Raw genomic sequence first — 22,290 nt, forward strand, 5'->3', positions numbered from 1 at the left:
TATCAAGATTGGAGCGTGATATGACAACGCCCTTCTACCTGAGCGGCAACCTCGCCCCCGTCTCCGACGAGACCGAGGCCCACGACCTCCCGGTGTCCGGCGCCCTGCCCGCCGAGCTCACCGGGCGCTACTTCCGCAACGGACCCAATCCGAAGCCGGGCGACGATCCCGGCCACTGGTTCGGCGGAGCCGGGATGCTGCACGGCGTACGGATCGACCGGGGCCGGGCAGCGTGGTACCGAAACCGGTGGGTCCGCACCAAGAAGTTCACCGACGACGCGCCCTTCATCGGCGAGCATGGCGCCGATCTGGCCGCCGTCACGGCCAACACCTCCGTGATCAGGCACGCCGACCGGATCTTCGCGCTCGTCGAGAACGGCCTGCCGTACGAGATGACGCCGGAGCTGGCCACGATCGGCCCGTGCGACTTCGGCGGGCGGCTGACCACGGCCATGACCGCGCATCCCAAGGAGGATCCGGTCACCGGGGAGCTGCACTTCTTCGGCTACGGCTACGCCCCGCCGTACCTCACCTACCACCGCCTGTCGGCGGCTGGCGAGCTGGTGGAGAGCCGGGAGATCGAGGTGCCGAAGTCGACGATGATGCACGACTTCGCCGTCACCGAGCACTACCTGGTCTGGCTCGACCTGCCCTTCGTGTTCGAGGCCGGCCGCGCGGGCGGCATGCCGTACGCCTGGGAGGACGGATACGGCGCGCGGATCGGTGTGACGCCCAGGCAGGGCGGCCCGACCCAGTGGTTCGAGGTCGACCCGTGCTACGTCTTCCACGTCGGCAACGCGTGGGAGGACGCCGACGGCCGGATCGTGCTCAACGGCGCTCGCTACTCACGGGAGTCCTTCACCAGGATCTGGGCGCGCATCGGCAACACCGGGGACCCGGCCAGGCACGCGGCCACGATCGGCGTAGCGACACTGCACCAGTGGACGCTCGACCCGGCGTCCGGCCTGGTCAAGGAGGAGGCGCGGGACGACCGGGGCATCGAGTTCCCCACGTTCGCCGACGCGCTGCTGGGCCGCCCCAGCCGCTACCTCTACGCGGTGGGCGAGCACTCGAACTCCATCGTCAAGTACGACCACCAGACCGGAACCGCTCAGGTCAGGGTGACCGGCGACGACACGGGCGAGGCGGTGTTCGTGGCGGCCGAGGGGGCACGGGCCGAGGACGAGGGCTGGCTGCTGTCGGTGGTCACCACGGGCGGCAGCTCCGAGCTGCTGGTGCTCGACGCGAGCGACCTGTCGGACGTGGCGTCGATCCGGCTGCCCCAGCGCGTTCCGGCCGGCTTCCACGGGACGTGGCTGAGGGAGGGCTGAGCCATGGACCTCGCACTCCTCGCGGACCCGGACGGCTTCGAGCTGGCCGGCGAGGTGCTGGCCAGGGCGTTCCACGATGACCCGGTGGTCAGGTGGCTGCTGCCGGACGATCCGGGCACGGCGCTGATGTTCACCACGCTCGCCCGCTACAGCCACGCGATCGCCGAGGCCGCCTACGACGCCGGGGGCGCGATGGTGGGGGCCGCACTCTGGGATCCGCCGGGTCACCAGGCGGACGAGGCCGGCCTCTCCGGCTTCGTCGAGGCCATGGGCGAGCGGGTGTCCTACGGCATGGTGCTGGAGGAGACGCTCGCCGCGCACCGGCCCGCCGAGGAGCACTGGTACCTGGCGCAGATCGGGACGCTGCCCGAAGTGCGGGGCAGCGGCGTGGGCGGGGCGCTGCTGCTGACTGGCCTGGCCCGGTGCGCCGGGCTGCCCGTCTACCTGGAGAGCAGCAAGGAGTCCAACGTGCCCCTCTACGAGAAGCACGGATTCCACGTCACCGAAGAGTTCCGGCTCCCCGGCGGGCCGCCCGTGTGGGGCATGTGGCGGGCGGCGTCGTGAGCTGGTAAGTGATGGAGATGCCGGGCCCGTTCGCCAGGCCCAAAGCGATCAGCCGCCAACGCTTCGCGATGCCCGGCGTGAACCTGACTTCGTTCAGCAGAGCCCCCGCTGAGCTTGAGCGGCTGATCAGGCTTGTCACGTTCTTGCACGGCCGACGTAAGAGATAAAGTATATGCTCTTTCCCAAAACGGATCATCCGTCCATAATTGTGTGCTCTGGGGGCCACGATCATGTTGGACGGGTGGAATGTGAACCGGTCTTACCGGGGAATGTCGGCTGAGCAAAGGCTGGCAGACAGACGCGAGCGGCTGATGACAGCCGCCTACACGCTATACGCGAAGCCAGGTTTCGCGGCGACGACCATCGAAAGGCTGTGCTCGGAGGCCCGGATCTCGAACCGCGCCTTCTACGAATGTTTCGGCGGCCGAGAGGAACTTCTTCAGGCGCTGCACGAGCGGTGCGTGGAGGAAAGCCTCGCCGTTGTGGCCAAGGCGTTACAAGAGGCGTCTGGGACTCTGGACGACAGGGTGCAGGCCGGGATTCGCGCGTATATCGAGTTCGCCACGGCCGACCGGCGTCGCGCCCGCATCATGCACCTTGAGGTGCGCAGGTCGGGTGACATTCTCACCGCTTCTCGGCAGCGGGCCGTCGAGTCCTTCGCCCGTCTTGTCGAGGAGGCGTCGGCGGAATTTCCCCTCCCCGCCCAGCCGTATCGGCGCCTGGTGGCGCTCGGGGTTATTGGAGCGCTACAAGAGCTGCTCATCGAATGGCTGCTGTCGGAGGAGCCGCCGTCCATCGACGAACTGGTCGGTGTGGCCGTACACATCTTCGGCAGATCCCTCGGTTCGCCGTGAGACGCTGATTACGGTTCGTGTTTATATGGCGATCTGGTAAGGCGATAATCACCGCGCTAAAGGGTGATATCTGCGTTCGGGAAACTACTACAGCGTGTGGGAGTTAGGGCCGGAGGAAAGAGGGCGAGCAGCGGCTGATCGCTGCCCGCCCCTATATATCGCGACATCCCGGCGCACTCCCGAGCACCGCCGGGCGCCGCTTCAGGCCACCGCGGCTGCCTGAACCTCTACCCGCAGGACCCGATTCAGCCGGGTCACCGCCAGGACCCGCATGATCCGCGGCGGCACCCCCCGAAGAACGAGGTGGCGTTGCACGCTGAGCGCGCGCCGATGCGTGCCCACGAGCACTCCGAGGCCGGTGGCGTCGATCATCTCCAGCTCGGAGAGGTCGAGGATCAGGTCGCCCTCGCCGGAGTCGACCGCATCGTGCAGACGTTCCCGCACCCCCGCCGACGTGCCCGCGTCGAGCCGCGCTCCGATCCGCACCACCTGGGCCTTGGGATTGCCCGGGACGCGCATGCCACCTCCTCAGTCACGCCGCACACCTCACGCGGCGTATTCATGCCCTTCCGCAGGGCGTCCGCCGAGATGAACCCGGCACCGTCCCCCTACCCACGCAGCGGAAGTGACACAACCGCCCGTAGAAGGAACTCTCCGTCGCCGGTGGGACGCGCCGTCACCTTGCCGCCGATGTCCGCCAACCGCTCCCCCATGCCTGTCAGGCCGCTGCCCAGGTCGGACACCTGATGGCGGACCACCCCGTCGTTGCGTACGCTCAGCTCCGCCTCCTCCTCGGTGAAGCGGAGCGTGATCTCGCAGAACGAGGCCGTGCTGTGCTTGAGCACGTTCGTCACCGCCTCGCGGACCGCGTAGGCGAACACGGGCGCCACGCCGCCGGGCGGCTCACGGTAGGGCAACCGGAGCTCGCAGCGGACACCGGCCGCTTCGAGTACGCCTTTCACGCTGTTCAGCTCAGCGCTCAGGTCAAGCTCGCGGTAGCCGCGCACCGCCTGGCGCAGTTCCCGCAGCGCCGTCCTGGTCAGGGTGTTCACCGCCACCATCTCCGCCTTCGCGGCGACGGTGTCGGCGGCCGACAGCCGTACGGCCAGCTCGGTCTTCACCGCGATGGCCGACAGCTGGTGCCCCACGAGATCGTGCAGGTCCCTGGCGAAACGCAGCCGCTCCTCCGCGACCGCCAGCCGGGTGTGCGCCTCCCGGCCCTCGTGAGCCTGTACGGCGAGCGTGTAGATCCACGCCCAGAACCGGTTGGACGGCGGCAGCAGGGCGCACATGATCGCGTAGATGAGTCCCAGGGCGAAGACCGCCCCGTCGTCGTACGGAACGAGGATCGACAGGAGAGGCTGTCCCATGAAGAGGGTGACGACGCCCAGACCGGTGCCGACCACGGCCGTACCCACCGCCAGGCCCACGGCCGCCCACACGCGAATGCCGATCGACGCCACGGAAACCCAGGCCAGCAGTGCGAAGCCCCATCCGAACGGGTCGGCGCCCCCCAATGCCGCGGCGAGGACGGCGAGAGCGCCGGCCGCCACCACCTCTCTCGTGAGGTAGCGGCGCTCCAGGACGGCGCGGGTGATGCGCAGGAAGAGCCAGGTGAAGACGATCAAAGCGATCATCGCGGGCACGATGCGCAGCCAGGAGACCGTGCCACTGGCGAGGCTCGCGACAGTCGCCAGGGCGATGCCGATCCACATCATCACGATCACGACGTTCAGCACGCACAGGGAGATGCGCCGCGCCCGCCTGATCGCATCCATCTATTTCGCGCCCATCTGTTCCGCGCTCTTCCGCTCTATTTCGCGCGCAGTACGTCGCCGAGCTTGATCCTGGCCCCGGTCCGCAGCACCGCCCGCTCGTACACCTTCGCGCCGAAGGACAGCACGCCCGCCACGGCGAGCAGCATCAGCACCGTGGACAGCCCTATCTCCCAGAGCGGCACGTCGGCGGCGGCCATCCGCACCGGCATGACCATCGAGGAGAACGGCGGGACGAGCGAGGCGACCTTGGCCAGCGTCCCGGTGGGGTCGGTGGTGGCGTAGAAGGCCCCGAAGTAGGTCACCATGATCAGCATGGTCAGGGGCGACATCACGTTGCTCACCTCCTCCTGCCGGGAGACCAGCGAGCTGAACGCGGCCGCGAGCGTGGCGAAGAAGGCGTAGCCGAGCACGAACCAGAGCAGCACCCCCGCCACGATCCCCGGCAGACCGGGCGGGAAGTCCACCGCGACGCCCGAGACCACCGAGGCCGACACCCCGACCACCAGGATCGTGACGAGGTTGATCAGGCCGAGCGCGCCCAGGCCGATGATCTTGCCGGCGAGCAGCTGCCACGGCCGGACCGAGGTGAGCAGGATCTCCACGATCCGGCTGCCCTTCTCCTCCACCACTCCCATGGCGACCATCATGACCTGTCCGATGATCAGCATGAAGAGCACGAGGACGAGCACCACGGCGATCCCGGTCCTGGCGGCCTGGTAGCGGGTGTCGGCGCCCACGGACACCATCTGGAGCGGTGGGATCGACACGCCCGCGGCGCCCAGCTTGAGCTCCCGGTTGGTGCTCTGCAGCAGCACGCCGAGCTGGGAGTCGATCTCGCCGTCGGTGAGCACCTTGGTGTTGTTCACCAGCGCCGCGTCCACGTCGCCGTCGAGCACCGCCTTCTTGGCCGCCGCCTCGTCGGGGAACGTGCGCCACTCGATCTCCGCGTCCGGCGCCGCCGCCTTGAGCGGCAGTTGCCGGGAGTTCACGGCGCCGATCTTGTACGAGTCGGGGCCGCCCAGGATCTTCGGCGCGAACGCCACCGCGCCCACGAGCACGGCGGTGATGAGCAGTCCGATGACGAATGCCTTCGTCCGGATATGGGTGGCGATCTCGCGCCGCGCCACCAGGATCACGCTGTTCACGCCACGGCCTCCTTGAAGATCTCGGTCAGGGTCGGCTGCTCGGCGCCGAAGTGCTCGACCTGCCCGGCCTTCATGGCGCGGCGCAGGATCTCCTGGTCGTCGCCGTCGGTGGTGAGCAGCACGTGCCGCTCGCCGGTGACGGTGACGGTGCCGGGCAGGCCGTCGGCCCACCCGGGCGCCGGGTCGCGCACCACGACGCGGAGCGTACGGCTCTCCGCCGCCCGCAGGTCAGCGACCGTGCCGCTGGCCACCATCCGGCCGGCCGACACGATGCCGACCGAGTCGCACAGCCGCTCCACCAGCTCCAGCTGATGGCTGGAGAAGATGACCGGCACGCCCCCGCGGCACCGCTCCTGCAACACCGTGGCCAGCGCGTCCACCGCGATGGGGTCGAGCCCGGAGAACGGCTCGTCGAGCACCAGCACCTCGGGATCGTGCACCAGCGCCACCGCGAGCTGCACGCGCTGCTGGTTGCCCAGCGACAGCGCCTCCACCGCGTCACCCCGGCGCTCGGTCAGGCCCAGCCGCTCCAGCAGGTCGCCGGCCGCCGTCCTGGCCGCCGCGGCGTCCATGCCGTGCAGCCGGCCGAAGTACTCGACCTGCTCGGCGACCCGCATCTTCTGGTACAGGCCCCGCTCCTCGGGCATGTAGCCGAACCGCCGCCGGTCGGTGTACTCCAACGGCCGGCCCTGCCAGCCGACCGAGCCTTCGTCGGGCTGCAGCACACCCATGACGATCCGCATGGTGGTCGTCTTGCCGGCGCCGTTCGCGCCGACGAACCCGAACATCTCGCCCGGCCGTACGGCGAAGCTGATCCCGTCGAGGGCCACCTTGCCCTCCGGCGCGTCCGGCCCACCGGCGAAGCGCTTACGCAGCTCGCTGATCTCGAGCATCAGATCCTCTCCTTCATCATGCAAGCCATCGTCGCGGGTGGCGATGCGCGCTGGTAGTCGCGGAAATCACCGGCGCCGTATGCGCCCCGCGTCCGTTCCGGGTGACTTTTGTCATTACGCTGACCTCATGACGCGTGCCGACAAGGACAAGCCGGTCGTCCTCTCCCGGATCTACACCCGCACCGGAGACGACGGCACGACCGCTCTGAGCGACATGAGCCGCGCCGCCAAGACCGACCTCCGCCTGGCGGCCTACGCGGACGTGGAGGAGGCGAACGCCCATCTGGGCCTGGCCATATCCCACGGCACGCTGCCGATGGAGCTGACGGCAGTGCTGATCCGCGTCCAGAACGAGCTCTTCGACGTGGGCGCCGACCTGGCGACCCCGGTCACGGACCACCCGGAGTTCCCGCCGCTGAGGGTCGAGCAGTCCTACATCGACTGGCTGGAGGCGCGGTGCGATGAGTTCAACGAGCAGCTCAAGCCGCTGCGCAGCTTCATCCTCCCCGGCGGCGACCCGGCGACAGCCGGGCTGCACGTGGCCAGGGTCACCGTCCGGCGCGCCGAACGTACGACGTGGGCGGCGCTGGGAGCACACGAGGACATGAACCCACTGACGGCCAGATACCTCAACCGCCTGTCAGACCTGCTGTTCGTCCTGTGCAGGGTCGCGCACGCGGGCAACGAGATCCTCTGGAAGCCAGGCGGCACCCGCTAGCGCGGTGCCCACGGGGGTCTAAGCGACGTCCAGATACGCGCCCGGCGGCGCGGATTCGAGCCAGGCGAGAAACCCGGTCAGCGCGTCCGCGCTCATCGCCAGCGAGAGGTCCCGGGTGGTGCCCGAACAGTCCACCGCGTAGAACCCGCTGTCCAGCTCCCGCCGGGAGGAAACGACGAGGCCCCGCCTCGCGATCGCGTGGCGGGGCCTGAGTCGCAGACCTATGAGCGGGATCCAATGGAGCTCCCCGTCGGCGTAGCGGGCTACCCCGCGCTGCCAGCCGTGGTCGCCCACGCGCAGGCGGCAGGGCACACTCCCCCGGGAGCGCACCACCAGGAGCCCGCGCAACACCACCAGGACGGCGACCAGCAGCACACAGATGAGAACCGTCGCTACCAAGCCGCCCCCTTGCATCAAACCCGCTTCAAAAAGTAGACCTCAAGGATCCAGACCTCAAGGATCTAGACCTCCTCGCCGGCCGCGCGCAGCCGGGCCTTGGCACGCTTGGCCTCGACGGCCGCGTCGGCGTCCGCCTGGTCGGCCTCGATCGAGGCCTGCGCGCGTTCGAGAGCGTCACGGGCCGCCGCGATGTCGACCTCCGAGCCGAGCTCGGCGACCTCGGCGAGCACGGACACCTCGTCGTCGGCCACGGAGATGAATCCGCCGTGGACCGCCGCGACCAGGTCGCCCTTGCCCTCCCGCTTCACGCGCAGCACGCCGCCCTCGACGAGGACGCCGAGCACAGGTGCGTGTTGCGGCATAATACCGATCTCGCCGTCCACGGTCTTGGCAATCACCATGTCGGCCTCGCCCGACCAGATCTCACGCTCGGGCGAGACAACGCCTACTCGTAGCTTCGCCACGTAGGCTCCTTTCCGGACAGGAGTGGGGGTACGGCTCGCGCCATACCCCCACCGCGGGCGATCAGCGCTCGAGTTCCTTGGCCTTGGCGATGGCCTGGTCGATGCCGCCCACCATGAAGAACGCCTGCTCGGGCAGGTGGTCGTACTCGCCGGCGCACAGGCCCTTGAAGGAGCGGATGGTCTCCTCCAGCGGCACGTTCTCGCCGGGCTGGCCGGTGAACGCCTCGGCGGCGTACATCGGGTGCGACAGGAACCGCTCGATACGGCGGGCCCGCTGGACGGTGACCTTGTCCTCTTCCGACAGCTCGTCGATACCGAGGATGGCGATGATGTCCTGGAGCTCGCGGTACTTCTGCAGGATCCGCTTGGTCTCCTGGGCCACCGCGTAGTGCTCCTCGCCCACGATCTGCGGGTCGAGGATGCGGGAGTTGGAGTCGAGCGGGTCCACCGCGGGGTAGATGCCCTTCTCCGAGATCGGCCGGGAGAGCACGGTCTGCGCGTCGAGGTGCGCGAACGCGTTGTGCGGGGCCGGGTCGGTGATGTCGTCGGCGGGCACGTAGATCGCCTGCATGGAGGTGATCGAGTGACCGCGCGTCGAGGTGATGCGCTCCTGGAGCACACCCATCTCGTCGGCCAGCGTGGGCTGGTAGCCCACCGCCGACGGCATGCGACCGAGGAGCGTGGACACCTCGGAGCCGGCCTGCGTGAAGCGGAAGATGTTGTCGATGAAGAGCAGCACGTCCTGCTTCTGCACGTCGCGGAAGTACTCCGCCATCGTCAGCGCCGACAGGGCGACCCGCAGACGGGTGCCCGGCGGCTCGTCCATCTGACCGAAGACGAGCGCGGTGTCCTTGAGGACGTCCGCCTCCTCCATCTCCAGCCAGAGGTCGTTGCCCTCACGGGTACGCTCGCCGACGCCGGCGAACACCGAGGTGCCACCGAAGTTGCGGGCGACCCGGCGGATCATCTCCTGGATGAGGACGGTCTTGCCCACACCCGCGCCGCCGAACAGGCCGATCTTCCCACCCTGCACGTACGGCGTGAGCAGGTCGATGACCTTGATGCCCGTGACGAGCATCTCAGTGCGGGACTCGAGCTGGTCGAACGGCGGCGACGGCCGGTGGATGCCCCACTTCTCGTTGATCTTGAGAGAAGCGGTCGGCACGTCCAGCGACTCGCCGAGCGTGTTCCACACGTGACCCTTGACGACGTCGCCGACGGGCACCGAGATCGGCAAGCCGGTGTCGGTGACGGCCGCGCCCCGGACCACGCCATCGGTGGGCTGCATGGAGATGGCCCGGATGATGTTGTCACCGAGGTGCTGGGCGACCTCGAGGGTCAGCAGCTTGGTGTCGTCACCGAGGGTGACGTCGATGGTCAGTGCATTGTAGATGTCGGGCATCGCCTCGACGGGGAACTCCACGTCGACGACGGGCCCTGTGACCCGAGCCACGCGGCCGACACCGGCCGCGGGGGTCTCAACGGTCTCAACAGCCTCTGCAGTCATTTCACTCTTTCCCCGCTGCGGCGTCAGCGAGCGCGTTGGCGCCACCGACGATCTCGCTGATTTCCTGGGTGATCTCCGCCTGACGAGCCTGGTTCATCTGCATGGTGAACACGCGGATCAGCTCGTTGGCGTTGTCCGTGGCGGACTTCATCGCGCGGCGACGCGCGGCCTCCTCTGAAGCCGCCGACTCCAGCAGCGCCGTGAAGATGCGGGACTCCACGTAACGCGGCAGCAGCGACTCGAGTACGTCGGCCGCGGTGGGCTCGAACTCGAAGTAGGGCGGGATCGCGTCGCTCTCGCTCGCCTCGGTCTCCTCGACCTCCAGCGGCAGGATGCGCTTGACCACGACGTTCTGCGTGAGCATCGAGACGAACTCGGTCGAGACGATGTGGATCTCGTCGATCCCGTTCTCGTCCTTGAACGACTCGATCAGCAGCTCGGCGATCTCCTTGGCGTCGCTGTAGGCGGGCTTCCTGGAGAAGCCGACCCACTGCCCGCCCATCATCCGGTTACGGAAGGAGTGCCAGGTGACACCCTTACGGCCGGTGACGAACGGGATGACCTCCAGGCCGCGGCTCTTCAGCAGTCCGCGCAGGGCCTCGGCCTCGCGCAGGACGTTGGCGTTGAAGCCGCCGCAGAACCCGCTGTCGCTGGTGACGACGAGCACGCCCGCCTTGGTGGGATTGTCCTTCGCCACGGTCAGCGGATGGTCGACGCTCGCCGCGTTGCTCACGACGCCGGTGACGGCGCGAGTGATCTCACGCTCGTACGGCAGCGCCGCCTGCATCCGCATCTGCGCCTTCACGATCCGCGAAGAGGCGATGAGCTCCTGAGCGCGGGTGATCTTGGCGGTCGACTTGACCGACTTGATCCGCCGCCGCAGCAGCCTTAGCTGGGCACCCATGGGCTACTTCTTCTCCGCCGAGCGGACGACCTTGCGAATCTTCTCCTGGCCGACCTCGCCCTCTTCGAGCGGTGCGACCGGCTCGTCCTTGACCAGGAGCTCGCCGGAGAAGGTGGTGAAGGACTTCTTGAACTCCGTGACGGCGTCCTTGAGGACGGTCACCGTGTCGTCCAGCAGATCGTTGGTCTCACGGATGCTGTCGAAGACGCCCTTGTGCTTGCTCTGCAGGTAGTCCAGGAACTCCGACTCGAAGCGGCGGATGTCCTCGACCGGCACCTCGTCGAGCTCACCGGTGGTGCCGGCCCAGACCGACACGACCTCGCGCTCGACCGAGAACGGCGAGTACTGGGCCTGCTTGAGCAGCTCGGTCAGGCGCTGACCGCGCTCCAGCTGAGCCTTGGACGCCGCGTCGAGGTCGGACGCGAAGGCCGCGAAGGCCTCCAGGTCGCGATACTGCGACAGCGACAGACGCAGCGTGCCCGCGACCTTCCGCATCGCCTTGATCTGCGCCGAGCCACCGACTCGCGAGACCGAGATACCGACGTTGATGGCGGGGCGGATACCGGCGTTGAAGTAGTCGGTCTCCAGGAAGCACTGCCCGTCGGTGATGGAGATGACGTTGGTCGGGATGAACGCCGAGACGTCGTTACCCTTCGTCTCGATGATCGGCAGACCGGTCATCGACCCCGCGCCCATGTCGTTGGAGAGCTTGGCGCAGCGCTCCAGCAGGCGGGAGTGGAGGTAGAAGACGTCGCCCGGGAAGGCCTCACGGCCCGGCGGACGGCGCAGCAGCAGCGAGACCGCGCGGTAGGCGTCGGCCTGCTTGGTCAGGTCGTCGAAGACGATGAGAACGTGCTTGCCCTGGTACATCCAGTGCTGCCCGATGGCGGAACCGGTGTAGGGCGAAATGTACTTGTAGCCCGCGGGGTCGGATGCCGGGGCGGCGACGATCGTGGTGTACTCGAGCGCGCCCGCCTCCTCAAGGCGAGCCCGCACCTGGGCGATCGTCGAGCCCTTCTGGCCGACCGCGACGTAGACGCAGCGCACCTGCTTGTCCGGGTCACCGGAGGCCCAGTTGTCGCGCTGGTTGATGATGGTGTCCACGGCGATCGCGGTCTTGCCGGTGCCACGGTCACCGATGATCAGCTGGCGCTGGCCACGGCCGATCGGCGTCATGGCGTCGATCGCCTTGATGCCGGTCTGCAGCGGCTGCTTCACCGGCTGCCGCTGGACGACCGACGGGGCCTGGAGTTCGAGGGCGCGCAGGCCCTCGGACTCGATGGCACCCTTGCCGTCGAGCGGGTTGCCGAGGGGGTCGACCACACGGCCGAGGAAGCCATCGCCGACGGGCACCGACAGGACCTCGCCCGTCCGGCGGACCGTCTGGCCCTCCTCGATGCTGCTGAAGTCGCCCAGGACCACGACACCGATCTCGCGGGTGTCGAGGTTGAGTGCCAGGCCGCGCGTGCCGTCCTCGAACTCGAGCAGCTCGTTCGCCATCGCCGAGGGAAGGCCGGAGACATGGGCGATGCCGTCGCCACAGTCGACGACGGTCCCGATCTCCTCGCGCGCGGCGCCTTCCGGTTCGTACGCCTGGACGAAGCGCTCAAGCGCGTCCCGGATCTCGTCCGGCCGGATCGTAAGCTCCGCCATCTCTTCTCTGTCTCCTCTATCGCCCTAGCCGGCCAACCGGCGGCGGACTTCTTCGATTCGTCCCACAATGGTGGTGTCGATGATCTCGTCGCCGATGCGGACCGAGAAACCACCGAGCACTCGGGGATCCACTTCGACGTTGACGTGCACGTCGCGACCGTAAGAGGTGCGCAACCACGTCGTGAGGCGCTGCTTCTGCTCCCCGGTCAGCTCGACCGCGGTGCGCACCGTCGCGACGAGGCGCTGGCGCTGCTGCGCCACCAGCCGGCTGAACTCCTCCAGGCCTGCCTCCAGGCTACGCCCTCGAGGATGCACGACCACTTGCGTGATCAGACGCAGGCTGGTGGGGGCGACACGGCCGCCGAGCAGGTCCTGCAGCAGCTGCCGCTTGCCCTCCTCGGGAGCGGCCGCGTCGGTGAGGGCCAGGCGGAGCGCGGGGTTGGCGGCGACGATCCGGCCGAAGCGGAAGAGCTCGTCCTCCACGTCGTCCAGCTTGCCCTGCGCCTCGGCCTCCGCGGCCGCGGCGACGACGCCGAGCCGTTCGAGCACGTCGGCCAGGTCGCCGGCGCGCGACCACTTGACCTCGACCGCGGCCTCGGCCGTGGCGAGCGCGGCCGCACTGACCTTGCCATCGAGCAGATTCCGAATGACCTGCGCCTTCTGAGCGGCGGGCCGGGCCGGGTCCGACAGGGCCCGGCGCAGTCCGTGCTCACGGTCCAGCAGGTCCGCGATCGCGTTGAGGTCCTCGGCCAGCAGGCCCAGGTCCGCCGAGCCCGCCACAGCGTTGAACCGCTCCTCGACCACGGCGAGCGAGTCCTTGCTGAGGCCTCTCATCTGGTCGCTCACCGCACCGCCTGCGCGTCCGAACGCTCCAGCTCGTCGAGGAACCGGTCGATGACGCGGCTCTGCCGGGCCTCGTCCTCAAGGGACTCACCGACGATGCGGCCGGCCAGGTCGGTCGACAGACGGCCGATCTCGGTACGGAGCTGGGCGAACGCCGCCTGCCGGTCCGCCTCGATCTGGGCGTGCGCCGCCTCGACGAGACGGCGGGCCTCGGCCTGCGCCTCCTCGCGGAGCTCTGCCCGGATCTCCGCGGCCTGCTCGCGAGCCTCCTCACGGAGACGAGCCGCTTCCTGCCTGGCCTCGGCCAGTTGTTCGCGGTACTGCTTCTGCAGGTTGAGGGCCTCGGCCTGAGCCTCTTCCGCTCTCTTTATGCCGCCTTCGATAGCTTCGGTCCGCTCGGCCAGCGTCTTCTGGATGCGGGGGACGAGCAGCTTACCGACTACAAAGAGGACGACCAAGAACGAGAAGATACCGACGACGAGCTCGAACGTGTGCGGGATGAGGGGGTTGGACCCACCCTCCGCGGCGAGGATCGTAGCTGCCATAGTCATGGATGCAGCCTTTCGTCAGGGATTCTTCTGGTCAGAGCGCCTGGAAGATGAACGGCGCGACCAGACCGAGCAGGGCGAGGGCCTCGGTGAGGACGAAGCCGAGGAGCATGTTCTGGCGGATCAGGCCGTAGGCCTCGGGCTGACGCGCGATGGCCTGCACGCCCTGACCGAAGATGATGCCGACGCCGATGCCGGGGCCGATGGCGGCGAGACCGTAACCGATGGCGGTGACGTTGCCGGAGACCTCAGCGAGAACGCTCATTGCTGTATTCCTTTACTGGACGGCCGGTGAAGCGTGTCTCCACCGGTCATGGATATTCCGGTATGGATGGTTCTCAGTGCTCTGCGTGAAGTGCGCCGCCGATGTACATCGAGGCCAGCATGGCGAACAGGAACGCCTGCAGGAACTGGATGAAGATCTCGAACGCGGTGAAGATGATGGTCATCACGACGCCGATGACGCCGACAGTCGCGCCCAGCGGGGTCAGCTTCTCGAACAGGAACCAGAAGCCCACCATGCTGAAGAACGCGAGGAGCATGTGGCCGGCGAACATGTTCGCGAACAGTCGGACCGCGTGCGTGAACGGCGCGATGATCATGTTCGACAGGAACTCGATGGGCGACAGCAGCAGGTAGATCGGCTTGGGCAGTCCCGGCGGGAACATCATGTTCTTGAAGTAGCCGATCGGCCCCTGGTGCTTGACGCCCAGGTAGACCTTCAGCACGTAGATCGAGATCGCGAGCACGGCCGGGAAGGCGATGTGCGAGGCCACCGGGAACTGGAGTATCGGGATGACGCCCATGATGTTCCACAGGAAGACCAGGAAGAACAGCGTCAGCAGCAGGCCCATCCACCGGTCGGCGTCCTTGCCCAGGAAGGGCCGGGCGACCTGGTCGCGGACGAACATGTAGCCGTATTCGGCGACATTCTGGACTCCCCGTGGCACGATCTTCGGGCTGGCGAAGGCCGCCCAGCAGAAGCCGATCACGATGATCGAGCTGAGGAGCGCGAGAAGAACCGGCTTGGTGAACCAGTCCACCCCGGGAATGATGGGGGCGAAATTGAACAGTTCATCAGGCGACGGCGCCTTGAACTGATCGTCGGCGAGGACCGTCAGCGCACTCACGCGGCGTTCCCTTCAACGTCGTAGCGGATCACAAGGGTTTCCTCAGCGAAGTGGTCGCGCCGTGCGGCTAGCGACCGTACTTGCGGTAGACCAGGTACACGGACAGCACGATCCCCAGGACGACGCCTATAGGGAAGAACGCGGACGTGTCGAGCCAACGGTCCAGCAACCAGCCGCCGCCGCCATAGATCGCCATCCCGGCGAGCAGATAGCTGGGGATCGACCATGCGGCGTTGGCGAAGTCCTGACCGTCGTCTTCCGGTCGGCGTTCCTGTTCGCTCATCGCGGGGCCGACGATAGCAGGCAAGTAGAGGACTAGTCATATCGGACCCCATCCCTTTACCAGCCTCATGGGCCACCGTTCCCCGGGACCTTGGCTTCGGGGTCGACATAAAGCATTTTTGTCTTCATGAACGCCCGGACCTCGAAGGCCGTCCAGACGAGCGTGCATACCACGACGGACCAGGCAAAAGCCTTGTTGTTCCACGCCGTGGTGTCACCGAAGGCCGCCAGCATCGCCATGATGGCGATGACTTTGATGAGGTAGCTCACCATCGCGACGATGGCCATGATTTGCGGGGAAACTCGGGCCGCGTAGGAGACGGCCACCACGCTGATGCTGAAGAAGACACCGACGAGCGCAGTGCCGATGGCCGCGCCCAGCGCTCCCTTCGCTCCCGACAGGAGCAGGGCCACGACCACGGCGACCACCCCAACCGCGAGGGTGGGGATCGCGGCACTCTTGAGTACGCGCACGTCGTTGGCCTGCATCGGTGCTCCAGTAAGCATGTTATCAAGCGAGCGTTTGCTACCCCCAAAGCCGGTGCATTGGGGGCCCCTGCTCGTGAAAGATATCACAAGCTCACGGAAGACCGCTTTTACCTGCCGTTTCTAGTTCGCGATCATGAACGACCTGGAACGGCAGGAATGACCGGTTTCGCCGCGGCGCTCGCGCGCTCCTGCGACGGACCGATGGGCGGCGGGCCGATGGGGGGCGGGGCCTGCCGCCTGACCTCGGCTTCCGGCACGATCGGCGGCATGGGGCCGGTGGGCGGGCCGTCGTCGTCGGACCTGCCGCGGGAGTGGAGGCCGCCCCTGCCCCGCCAGCGTGGCGCGGCCATCAGGACCAGCACGCCGAGCGCGAGCAGGATGACCACCGGGAACAGCAGGACGGGCACGCCGATCGTGGACAGCGCGACGATGCCGAACGCGAACAGGAACGTCCACGCGTACATGATCAGCACGGTGCGGCGGTGGGAGTGGCCGATGTCGAGCAGGCGATGGTGCAGGTGACCGCGGTCGGGCGCGAACGGCGACATGCCGTGCGAGGTGCGCCGCACGACCGCGGTGACCAGGTCGATGAGCGGGAGCACCAGCACCGCGGCGGGCACGAGCAGGGGCAGCAGCACCGGCACCCGGTTCATGCCCTCGATGACCGACGGGTCGACCGGCGTCACGGTGACGATCGAGGAGGCGAGCACGAGCCCGATGAGCATCGCCCCGGTGTCGCCCATGAAGATCTTCGCGGGATGGAAGTTGTGCGGCAGGAATCCCAGGCAGCAGCCGATGAGGATGGCGGCGATGGCCGCCGTGGTGGCGATGCGGTCGCCGCTGATGCTCTGTTTGAGGAAGATCGAGTAGGCCCACGTGGCCATGCCCGCGATGCAGACGATCCCCGCCGCCAGGCCGTCGAGGCCGTCGACGAAGTTGACCGCGTTGATCGCCACCACCACGACCATGATCGTGATGACGGTGCTCAGCGTGTAGTCGAGGCTGGTGGAGCCGCCCCAGTCCTTCGGCAGCGGGATGTAGGTGAGCCGCAGGCCGAACCAGACGAGCACGCCGGCGGCCGCGATCTGGCCGGCCAGCTTGATGAAGGCGTCCATGCCCCACCAGTCGTCGAGGAACCCCGTCAACGTGATGAGGCCGCCCGAGATGATCAACGCCATCACCGGCTTGCCTTCGGCCTCGCTCAGCACCTTGCCGGTGTTGGTCAGCTCGCTGGCCACCAGCAGCCCGACGACCAGCCCGCCGTACATGGCCAGACCGCCCAACCTCGGCGTCGGCGTGGTGTGCACGTCGCGTTCGCGGACCTCGGGCATGGCGCCGATGCGGATGGCGAAGCGGCGCACCAGCGGGACGAGCAGATACGTCACCGCTGCCGCAATGAGCGCCATGAACAGGTATTCGCGCACGGACCTAGTTTCCTGGATGCTCCGACCGGCTGTGACCGGAAATCGACACACACCAGCTTAATTTTGGCTCTTAATATTGGCTGTCATATGGCTGGAAGGCCGTCAACAGGGTCGCAACCTGGCCCCTGACCTCGGCAGCAGTGCCCGGATGGCGCACTGCCCGCACGAGCAGGGCCCCCACTTCCTTCAACTCCTGGGGCCCCATCCCCTGCGTGGTGAGGCACGGCGTGCCGACACGTATCCCGGACGTCACGGCCGGAGGCTCCGGATCATACGGGATCACATTCCGGTTCAGCGTGATTCCCGCCGCGGCGCACCGCCGCTCGGCCTCGGCGCCCGACACGCCCAGTTCCCGCAGGTCGATGAGCATCAGATGCGTCTGCGTGCCACCCGACACCGGCCGCATCCCCTCGGCCGCCAGCGAGTCGCACAGGGCCTGGGCATTGGCGACCACCTGCTTGGCGTACTCGCCGAACTCGGGCCGCAGCGCCTCGCCGAACGCCACCGCCTTGGCCGCCACGGCGTGCATGAGGGGGCCGCTCTGGATGAACGGGTACACCGCCCGGTCGATTCGCGCGGCGAGCTCCGCCGTACAGAGGATGCCGCCCCCGCGCGGTCCGCGCAGCGCCTTGTGCGTGGTGTACGTGACCACGTCCGCGTACGGCACGGCGGACGGGATGGCGCCACCCGCCATCAGCCCGATCGGATGCGCCGCGTCGGCGAGCAGCCAGGCGCCCACCTCGTCCGCGATGCCGCGGAAGACGGCGAAGTCGATCAGCTGGGCGTATGCGGTGGCGCCACAGACGATCACCTTCGGCTGATGCCGCAGCGCCAGGTCCCGCACTTCGTCGTAGTCGATGAGTTCGGTGTCACGCCGCACCCCGTATGACACGACGTCGAACCATCTTCCCGAGAAGTTCACCTTCGAGCCATGGGTGAGATGGCCGCCATGCAGCAGGTCCATGGCCAGCATGGTGTCGCCGGGCTGCAGCAGGGCCGCGTACGCCGCGAGGTTCGCGGAGGCCCCCGAGTGGGGCTGCACGTTGGCGTGCTCGGCGCCGAACAGCCTCAACGCCCGCTCGATCGCCAGCCGCTCCGCCCGGTCGACGACCTCGCAGCCGCCGTAGTAGCGATGGCCCGGGTAGCCTTCGGCGTACTTGTTGGTGAGGGTGGATCCCAGAGCGGCCAAGACCGCTGGGGAGGTGAGGTTCTCGCTCGCGATCAGCTGGAGACCGCCGCGGACCCGTTCCAGCTCGTCGAGCAGCACCTGAGCCAGCTCGGGGTCCTGCCGCTGAAGCCGTCCGAAATCGGGACCGTAATAGGGCGGTACACCCATCCTCACACTGTACGGCCATTTGTCCGTTTTTCCCATGCCCTGCGGTCGGTCCGGCGGTCAGGCGGGCGACCAGTGCGGTGCCCACGAACGTTCGCCGGGCATCCGTTCTCCCTTCCCCGAGGGGATCCCCGCCCACCACGGACCGTCACAGGGATTGAGACGGTCGTGTGACGAGACACCCACAGACCCGTTGAGGCCACCGCACCAGATGAGGCGGTGAACCGAGCGGCCGGCGGGGTGGCCAGTGGGGTGGATGGGCCCAGCGGCCCAGCCGAGCGGCCGCAGAGCGGTCGGTGGGGCGGTCGGTGGGGCGGGCGGGCGGTCGGTCGGTCGGTCGGGCGGTCGGTCGGTCGGTCGGTCGGTCGGTCGGTCGGTCGGTCGGACGGTCAGGAGAACGCGTGGGGCGCGCCGATCGCGCTGGGCACCCAGCGGGGCGTGTCGGCGGCCTCCTCGCTGATCGACGTCAGAACAGCCTGGCGGTAAAGGGCGAGCCTGGAGCGCCACGCCCCGATGTCCTCGACGTAGCGGGTACCAACGGGGGCATCCCACGTCTGCGGGCTCCTGGCGAGCTGGTACGCCTTGTCAAGGGCCGTTGTGAGGCTCTCCAGCAGGGGTAGGACGGTCTGCCAGGCGGTGACCAGGCGCTGATACTCGGGATTGAACTCCCAGGCCCTTGGGTGGGCTTCCAGGGGGTTGCCGTTGCCGTTGACGGGCGGGTTCTCGCCCGGCTGGCGGGGTTGGGGGGCGGGCGGGTCCAGGTACATCACACGCTCCTCCCGTGGGTCCCCGGCTCGATCGTGCCGGGCGGCCCATCTGGCTGAATGTCTCTGAGCGCCCACCCGCCCTTGCCGTACTCGCCCTCCGGGACCTGCACGCCCGGCATGTCCATGGGCTGAACGTCACGAGCGTGTTCGACCAGGGTCCTGAGCGCATCGGGGTCCAGCGGCTTCACGTCGATGGATACGACGTCGCTGCCGTCGCCGGCCCACTTCCCGGCATCGGCCCCTTGCGCCGCGTAGACGGTCGTAGCGGCGGTCTCGCGGGTGGAGGTGTCGGCGGGCGGGGGCGTCGCGCCGTCGGTGGTGGGCGGCGCGGTGGAGGCGCCCTGATCCGCCGACGGCTCGGTGGGCGGCACCACGACCGGTTCACCGACGGTGGGCATCGAGACATCCGTGGCCCGCTGCCCCGAGGGATTGGTCGGCGCCGTGTCACCTGCTCTGTGGTCTGGCACCTGCTGACCCGGCGGGTTGGTCGGCGTCACGTCACCGGCCCTGTGATCCGGAACCTGCTGACCCGGCGGGTTGGTCGGCGTCACGTCACCGGCCCTGTGATCCGGAACCTGCTGACCCGGCGGATCCGTCGGTGTGACCACCGGCCCGTCGCCGGTCGAGCGCGTCCCCGTGTCCGTCGCCTGGCACTCGCCGGTATCGGTCGTAGCCGTGGGTGCGTCCGCCGTCGGGGTGGAGTCGGTGGTCGGGGCTGTTGGGGCGGAGTCGGCCGTCTGGGCCGTGGCGGCCGTGTCCGCCGTCGAGCCCGATATGTCGTTCATGGACGGCGTGCCGGTTGTGGAGGCTATGTCCCCCGTTGATGGGTTGTGTCCCGTGGACGCGGCTATGTTGCCGGTGTCGATCGTCCCCGGCTGACCGTCGGGGCTGATGTGCCTGGGTGCCCACTCGCCCGTGCCGTACTCGCCCGCCGGGACCTCCACTCTCGGCATCTCGGCCGGCTGGATGTCGCGCGCATGGTCCCCCGCCGTCGACAGCGCGCCGGGGTCCAGCGGCTTGGCGTCGATGGACACCACGTCGCTGCCGTCCTTGGGCCAGGCGTTGACGTCCGTACCGTGCGTGGACGCGTCGCCGGAGACCGAGGGCATCTCGGCGGGCTGCACCTTGTCGATGTCGTCGAGCAGCGCCCGCAACTCCTCGGCCGTAGGCGGATCGATGGGCACCTGGAGCACCTTGACACCGTCGACCACGATGACCCGCGGTTTGTGCGGGTCGGAGTCGTCGGGATGGTCCTTGGCCGGGGTGTCGATGATCCCGCTGTCGGAGTCGGCGCCGCGATCGCGCCGGCTGGCGATGTCGTCGTCCTTGGGCTCGTCACCGGTGTCGGGCGTGGTGACGTCGGCATCCGGTTTGTCGTCACCCGTCTTGGCGTCGGGCTTGTCCTCACCGGTCTTGGCATCCGGTTTGTCATCATCGCAAGCCTTGGCATCAGGCTTGTCCTCGCCCGTCTTGGCATCCGGCTTATCGTCGGTCTTCGCGTCCGGCTTGTCATCCGCCTTCGCATCAGGCTTGTCATCCGCCTTCGCGTCGGGCTTGTCCTCGCCCGTCTTCGCGTCCGGCTTGTCATCCGCCTTCGCATCAGGCTTGTCATCCGTCTTCGCGTCGGGCTTGTCCTCGCCCGTCTTCGCGTCCGGCTTATCGTCCGCCTTCGCATCAGGCTTATCGCCCGTCTTCGCGTCGGGCTTGTCCTCGCCTGTTTTGGCGTCCGGCTTGTCGGCAGGGGTGCCGTCGTCGGCTCGCGGGTTCTCGTACTTGGACCGCTCGTCGCCTCTGTCCTTCTTGGGCTCGTCGCCGTCCTTGGCGTCGCTGCCCACCGTCGGCGCGGCCTCCTTGGGCTGATCCCCCACCCGCGGATGATCGGCCTTCTTCTCCAGCAGCCCAAGCCGGGCCGTCACGTCGCGGACCATCACCTCGGCGGCGTCGGCCACCTGGACCGGGCGATGGGTGGTCTGGGTAGCCAGACCCGCCCCGCTCATGACCTGCCCGACACGGCCCTCGACCGACCGCATCTGCGTGACCGCGTTCTTGACCTCGGCCAGCAGATCACGGACCAGCTTGGGATCCATGCCGTCGAACTTGCCCATGGGTCACTCCCGGACGTCTCGCCGCTCCGGACTTCACCGTAAGGGCCTGCTGGCATCACCGCAGCCGGGATAATCAGACGGTATACGTCAGGCGTCCCTCCGAGCCGTACACGCCGATCGCCGACCGTACGAACGAACGCGCCAATCGGCGAGGTGAGCAGGCCAGACAGACCGGATAGCCCGACAGGACGGACAGGGCGACGCCGAGGAGGCATCCAGGCGGGCTGGGCGGACGGACGGACGGACCAGGCAAGCGGGCAGACCGACAGGCCCGCCGGACAAATCAGGCGGACGGACAGACGGACGGGCCAAGCGGACACACCAAGCCGACAGGCCCGGTGGTCAGTCGTCGGTGGCGGCCTAGCCGATGACGGTCAGTCGTCGGTGGCGGCCAAGCCGATGACGGTCAGTCGTCGGTGGCGACGTAGCCGATGATGCCGCGTAGTTTCTCCACCGGGATCGCCCCCCGCCTGAGCATCCGCGGCACCGCCGTGGTCAGGTCGAGGATCGTGGACGGCGTGTTGTCCGTGGTCTTGCCGCCGTCCAGGTAGACAGCGACCGACTCGCCCAGCTGCTCCTCGGCCTCCGCCGCCGTGACGGCCGCCGGGGCGCCCGAGCGGTTGGCGCTGGAGACGGCCATCGGGCCGGTCTCCTTCAGCAGGTCGAGCGCGACCGGGTGGAGCGGCATGCGCAGCGCGACCGTGCCCTTGGTCTCGCCCAGGTCCCAGGACAGCGCCCGGTTGGCCTTGCAGACGAGCGTGAGCGGACCGGGCCAGAAGGCGTCGATGAGGTCCTGACCGTACGGTCCCAGGTCGTCGACCAGAGCGTTGGCCGCCCTGACGGTGCCGACGAGGACCGGTGGCGGCATGTCGCGGCCGCGCCCCTTCGCCTCGAGCAGGGCGGTGATCGCCGCGGGTGTGAAGGCGTCGGCGCCTATCCCGTAGACCGTGTCGGTCGGCAGCACCACCAGCTCGCCGCGGCGTACGGCGGAGGCGGCCTCCGTCAGGCCCTCGGCCCGCTGCTCCATGTCCGTGCAGTCAAAGCGTCTTCCCACGGTCTTATCGCCTCGCTCCGCTCGGCGGGGAGCGGTGCTCTCGAGGCTCCCCCCTCCTCATTCGGTCGCTTCGCGGCCTCTCGCCGTCAGGAGAAGGCCGCGCCG

General features: G+C 68.3%; 24 protein-coding genes and 2 pseudogenes. 5 read left to right on the plus strand and 21 right to left on the minus strand.

Annotation, left to right across the window (positions count from 1 at the left end; translation table 11 throughout):
• Positions 1-20 precede the first annotated feature (20 nt).
• The 4 genes and pseudogenes from AB0H88_RS20605 (at position 21) to AB0H88_RS20620 (ending at position 2,749) form a co-directional block, all read left to right on the plus strand.
• On the plus strand, positions 21-1,331 hold the full coding sequence (locus AB0H88_RS20605) for a carotenoid oxygenase family protein (RefSeq protein ID WP_357646654.1): 1,311 nt from the start codon (positions 21-23) through the stop codon (positions 1,329-1,331).
• 3 nt (positions 1,332-1,334) lie between these two features.
• Entirely contained in the window at positions 1,335-1,895 is a 561-nt protein-coding gene (locus tag AB0H88_RS20610) for a GNAT family N-acetyltransferase (RefSeq protein WP_357646655.1), read from the plus strand.
• Between the two features lie 311 nt (positions 1,896-2,206).
• Positions 2,207-2,332 (plus strand): annotated as a pseudogene (locus AB0H88_RS20615) (TetR family transcriptional regulator); the annotation flags it as partial.
• A 24-nt stretch (positions 2,333-2,356) separates the two neighbouring features.
• Entirely contained in the window at positions 2,357-2,749 is a 393-nt protein-coding gene (locus AB0H88_RS20620; protein ID WP_357647323.1) for a hypothetical protein, read from the plus strand.
• A gap of 201 nt (positions 2,750-2,950) precedes the next feature.
• Here the strand turns inward: AB0H88_RS20620 and AB0H88_RS20625 are convergent, their stop codons facing one another.
• From AB0H88_RS20625 to AB0H88_RS20640, 4 genes are all read right to left on the minus strand, one after another.
• Positions 2,951-3,268 (minus strand): STAS domain-containing protein, encoded by a 318-nt coding sequence (locus AB0H88_RS20625; RefSeq protein ID WP_357646657.1) that lies wholly within the window; start codon positions 3,266-3,268, stop codon positions 2,951-2,953.
• A gap of 89 nt (positions 3,269-3,357) precedes the next feature.
• Positions 3,358-4,527: a histidine kinase gene (locus AB0H88_RS20630; protein ID WP_357646659.1), complete on the minus strand. Its 1,170-nt coding sequence runs from the start codon at positions 4,525-4,527 to the stop codon at positions 3,358-3,360.
• 35 nt (positions 4,528-4,562) lie between these two features.
• Positions 4,563-5,672 (minus strand): ABC transporter permease, encoded by a 1,110-nt coding sequence (locus AB0H88_RS20635; protein ID WP_357646661.1) that lies wholly within the window; start codon positions 5,670-5,672, stop codon positions 4,563-4,565.
• On the minus strand, positions 5,669-6,565 hold the full coding sequence (locus AB0H88_RS20640) for an ATP-binding cassette domain-containing protein (protein ID WP_357646663.1): 897 nt from the start codon (positions 6,563-6,565) through the stop codon (positions 5,669-5,671). Before AB0H88_RS20640 ends, AB0H88_RS20635 begins: the two co-directional genes overlap by 4 nt.
• A gap of 127 nt (positions 6,566-6,692) precedes the next feature.
• Between AB0H88_RS20640 and AB0H88_RS20645 the strand changes: the two genes are divergently transcribed.
• A complete protein-coding gene (locus AB0H88_RS20645; protein WP_357646665.1) occupies positions 6,693-7,283 on the plus strand; it encodes a cob(I)yrinic acid a,c-diamide adenosyltransferase in 591 nt (196 codons plus the stop codon).
• An 18-nt stretch (positions 7,284-7,301) separates the two neighbouring features.
• Here the strand turns inward: AB0H88_RS20645 and AB0H88_RS20650 are convergent, their stop codons facing one another.
• The 17 genes and pseudogenes from AB0H88_RS20650 to AB0H88_RS20730 all read right to left on the minus strand — a co-directional run bounded on the left by AB0H88_RS20650 (position 7,302) and on the right by AB0H88_RS20730 (position 22,185).
• Positions 7,302-7,682 carry a DUF2550 domain-containing protein gene (locus AB0H88_RS20650; RefSeq protein ID WP_357646667.1) on the minus strand — a complete coding sequence of 127 codons (381 nt, stop codon included), beginning with the start codon at positions 7,680-7,682 and terminating at the stop codon, positions 7,302-7,304.
• A 62-nt stretch (positions 7,683-7,744) separates the two neighbouring features.
• Complete coding sequence (locus AB0H88_RS20655) at positions 7,745-8,146, minus strand: F0F1 ATP synthase subunit epsilon (RefSeq protein WP_225290371.1); 402 nt, start codon at positions 8,144-8,146, stop codon at positions 7,745-7,747.
• 61 nt (positions 8,147-8,207) lie between these two features.
• On the minus strand, positions 8,208-9,653 hold the full coding sequence (gene atpD / locus AB0H88_RS20660) for a F0F1 ATP synthase subunit beta (protein ID WP_357646669.1): 1,446 nt from the start codon (positions 9,651-9,653) through the stop codon (positions 8,208-8,210).
• Between the two features lies 1 nt (position 9,654).
• Complete coding sequence (locus AB0H88_RS20665) at positions 9,655-10,557, minus strand: F0F1 ATP synthase subunit gamma (protein WP_357646671.1); 903 nt, start codon at positions 10,555-10,557, stop codon at positions 9,655-9,657.
• Between the two features lie 3 nt (positions 10,558-10,560).
• Positions 10,561-12,210 (minus strand): F0F1 ATP synthase subunit alpha, encoded by a 1,650-nt coding sequence (gene atpA / locus AB0H88_RS20670; RefSeq protein ID WP_357646673.1) that lies wholly within the window; start codon positions 12,208-12,210, stop codon positions 10,561-10,563.
• Between the two features lie 24 nt (positions 12,211-12,234).
• Positions 12,235-13,044, minus strand: a complete 810-nt coding sequence (locus AB0H88_RS20675; RefSeq protein ID WP_357646675.1) for a F0F1 ATP synthase subunit delta — start codon at positions 13,042-13,044, stop codon at positions 12,235-12,237.
• A gap of 8 nt (positions 13,045-13,052) precedes the next feature.
• On the minus strand, positions 13,053-13,598 hold the full coding sequence (locus tag AB0H88_RS20680) for a F0F1 ATP synthase subunit B (protein WP_357647315.1): 546 nt from the start codon (positions 13,596-13,598) through the stop codon (positions 13,053-13,055).
• A 37-nt stretch (positions 13,599-13,635) separates the two neighbouring features.
• The gene (gene atpE / locus AB0H88_RS20685; RefSeq protein ID WP_185071369.1) at positions 13,636-13,866 is read right to left on the minus strand and encodes an ATP synthase F0 subunit C; all 231 of its coding nucleotides are present in this window, start codon (positions 13,864-13,866) and stop codon (positions 13,636-13,638) included.
• 73 nt (positions 13,867-13,939) lie between these two features.
• Positions 13,940-14,731, minus strand: a complete 792-nt coding sequence (gene atpB / locus AB0H88_RS20690) for a F0F1 ATP synthase subunit A (RefSeq protein WP_357646677.1) — start codon at positions 14,729-14,731, stop codon at positions 13,940-13,942.
• 67 nt (positions 14,732-14,798) lie between these two features.
• Complete coding sequence (locus AB0H88_RS20695) at positions 14,799-15,014, minus strand: AtpZ/AtpI family protein (protein ID WP_214641702.1); 216 nt, start codon at positions 15,012-15,014, stop codon at positions 14,799-14,801.
• Positions 15,015-15,079: 65 nt separating this feature from the next.
• Entirely contained in the window at positions 15,080-15,502 is a 423-nt protein-coding gene (locus AB0H88_RS20700; protein ID WP_357646679.1) for a hypothetical protein, read from the minus strand.
• A 131-nt stretch (positions 15,503-15,633) separates the two neighbouring features.
• Positions 15,634-16,926, minus strand: a complete 1,293-nt coding sequence (locus AB0H88_RS20705) for an MraY family glycosyltransferase (RefSeq protein ID WP_357646681.1) — start codon at positions 16,924-16,926, stop codon at positions 15,634-15,636.
• A gap of 70 nt (positions 16,927-16,996) precedes the next feature.
• On the minus strand, positions 16,997-18,262 hold the full coding sequence (glyA, locus tag AB0H88_RS20710) for a serine hydroxymethyltransferase (protein ID WP_357646683.1): 1,266 nt from the start codon (positions 18,260-18,262) through the stop codon (positions 16,997-16,999).
• A 2-nt stretch (positions 18,263-18,264) separates the two neighbouring features.
• Positions 18,265-18,636 (minus strand): annotated as a pseudogene (locus AB0H88_RS20715) (hypothetical protein); the annotation flags it as partial.
• 12 nt (positions 18,637-18,648) lie between these two features.
• Positions 18,649-19,026: a hypothetical protein gene (locus tag AB0H88_RS20720; protein ID WP_357646684.1), complete on the minus strand. Its 378-nt coding sequence runs from the start codon at positions 19,024-19,026 to the stop codon at positions 18,649-18,651.
• Complete coding sequence (locus AB0H88_RS20725; RefSeq protein WP_357646686.1) at positions 19,026-21,131, minus strand: hypothetical protein; 2,106 nt, start codon at positions 21,129-21,131, stop codon at positions 19,026-19,028. The genes AB0H88_RS20720 and AB0H88_RS20725 overlap by 1 nt, the downstream gene beginning before the upstream one ends.
• Positions 21,132-21,537: 406 nt before the next feature.
• Positions 21,538-22,185 carry an L-threonylcarbamoyladenylate synthase gene (locus AB0H88_RS20730; protein WP_225290359.1) on the minus strand — a complete coding sequence of 216 codons (648 nt, stop codon included), beginning with the start codon at positions 22,183-22,185 and terminating at the stop codon, positions 21,538-21,540.
• Positions 22,186-22,290: the final 105 nt, after the last annotated feature.

It is taken from the genome of Nonomuraea sp. NPDC050680 (assembly GCF_040654555.1).
Classification (GTDB): domain Bacteria; phylum Actinomycetota; class Actinomycetes; order Streptosporangiales; family Streptosporangiaceae; genus Nonomuraea.

Excerpts from the sequence above, each read along its gene's own strand:
- AB0H88_RS20630 (WP_357646659.1), bottom strand. The coding sequence starts at position 4,527 with ATGGATGCGATCAGGCGGGCGCGGCGCATCTCCCTGTGCGTGCTGAAC.
- AB0H88_RS20720 (WP_357646684.1), bottom strand. The coding sequence starts at position 19,026 with ATGTACCTGGACCCGCCCGCCCCCCAACCCCGCCAGCCGGGCGAGAAC.
- atpE (WP_185071369.1), bottom strand. The coding sequence starts at position 13,866 with ATGAGCGTTCTCGCTGAGGTCTCCGGCAACGTCACCGCCATCGGTTAC.
- glyA (WP_357646683.1), bottom strand. The coding sequence starts at position 18,262 with ATGGGTGTACCGCCCTATTACGGTCCCGATTTCGGACGGCTTCAGCGG.
- AB0H88_RS20680 (WP_357647315.1), bottom strand. The coding sequence starts at position 13,598 with ATGGCAGCTACGATCCTCGCCGCGGAGGGTGGGTCCAACCCCCTCATC.
- atpD (WP_357646669.1), bottom strand. The coding sequence starts at position 9,653 with ATGACTGCAGAGGCTGTTGAGACCGTTGAGACCCCCGCGGCCGGTGTC.
- atpA (WP_357646673.1), bottom strand. The coding sequence starts at position 12,210 with ATGGCGGAGCTTACGATCCGGCCGGACGAGATCCGGGACGCGCTTGAG.
- AB0H88_RS20700 (WP_357646679.1), bottom strand. The coding sequence starts at position 15,502 with ATGCAGGCCAACGACGTGCGCGTACTCAAGAGTGCCGCGATCCCCACC.
- AB0H88_RS20605 (WP_357646654.1), top strand. The coding sequence starts at position 21 with ATGACAACGCCCTTCTACCTGAGCGGCAACCTCGCCCCCGTCTCCGAC.
- AB0H88_RS20625 (WP_357646657.1), bottom strand. The coding sequence starts at position 3,268 with ATGCGCGTCCCGGGCAATCCCAAGGCCCAGGTGGTGCGGATCGGAGCG.
- AB0H88_RS20725 (WP_357646686.1), bottom strand. The coding sequence starts at position 21,131 with ATGGGCAAGTTCGACGGCATGGATCCCAAGCTGGTCCGTGATCTGCTG.
- AB0H88_RS20610 (WP_357646655.1), top strand. The coding sequence starts at position 1,335 with ATGGACCTCGCACTCCTCGCGGACCCGGACGGCTTCGAGCTGGCCGGC.
- AB0H88_RS20640 (WP_357646663.1), bottom strand. The coding sequence starts at position 6,565 with ATGCTCGAGATCAGCGAGCTGCGTAAGCGCTTCGCCGGTGGGCCGGAC.
- AB0H88_RS20665 (WP_357646671.1), bottom strand. The coding sequence starts at position 10,557 with ATGGGTGCCCAGCTAAGGCTGCTGCGGCGGCGGATCAAGTCGGTCAAG.
- AB0H88_RS20645 (WP_357646665.1), top strand. The coding sequence starts at position 6,693 with ATGACGCGTGCCGACAAGGACAAGCCGGTCGTCCTCTCCCGGATCTAC.
- AB0H88_RS20695 (WP_214641702.1), bottom strand. The coding sequence starts at position 15,014 with ATGAGCGAACAGGAACGCCGACCGGAAGACGACGGTCAGGACTTCGCC.
- AB0H88_RS20675 (WP_357646675.1), bottom strand. The coding sequence starts at position 13,044 with ATGAGAGGCCTCAGCAAGGACTCGCTCGCCGTGGTCGAGGAGCGGTTC.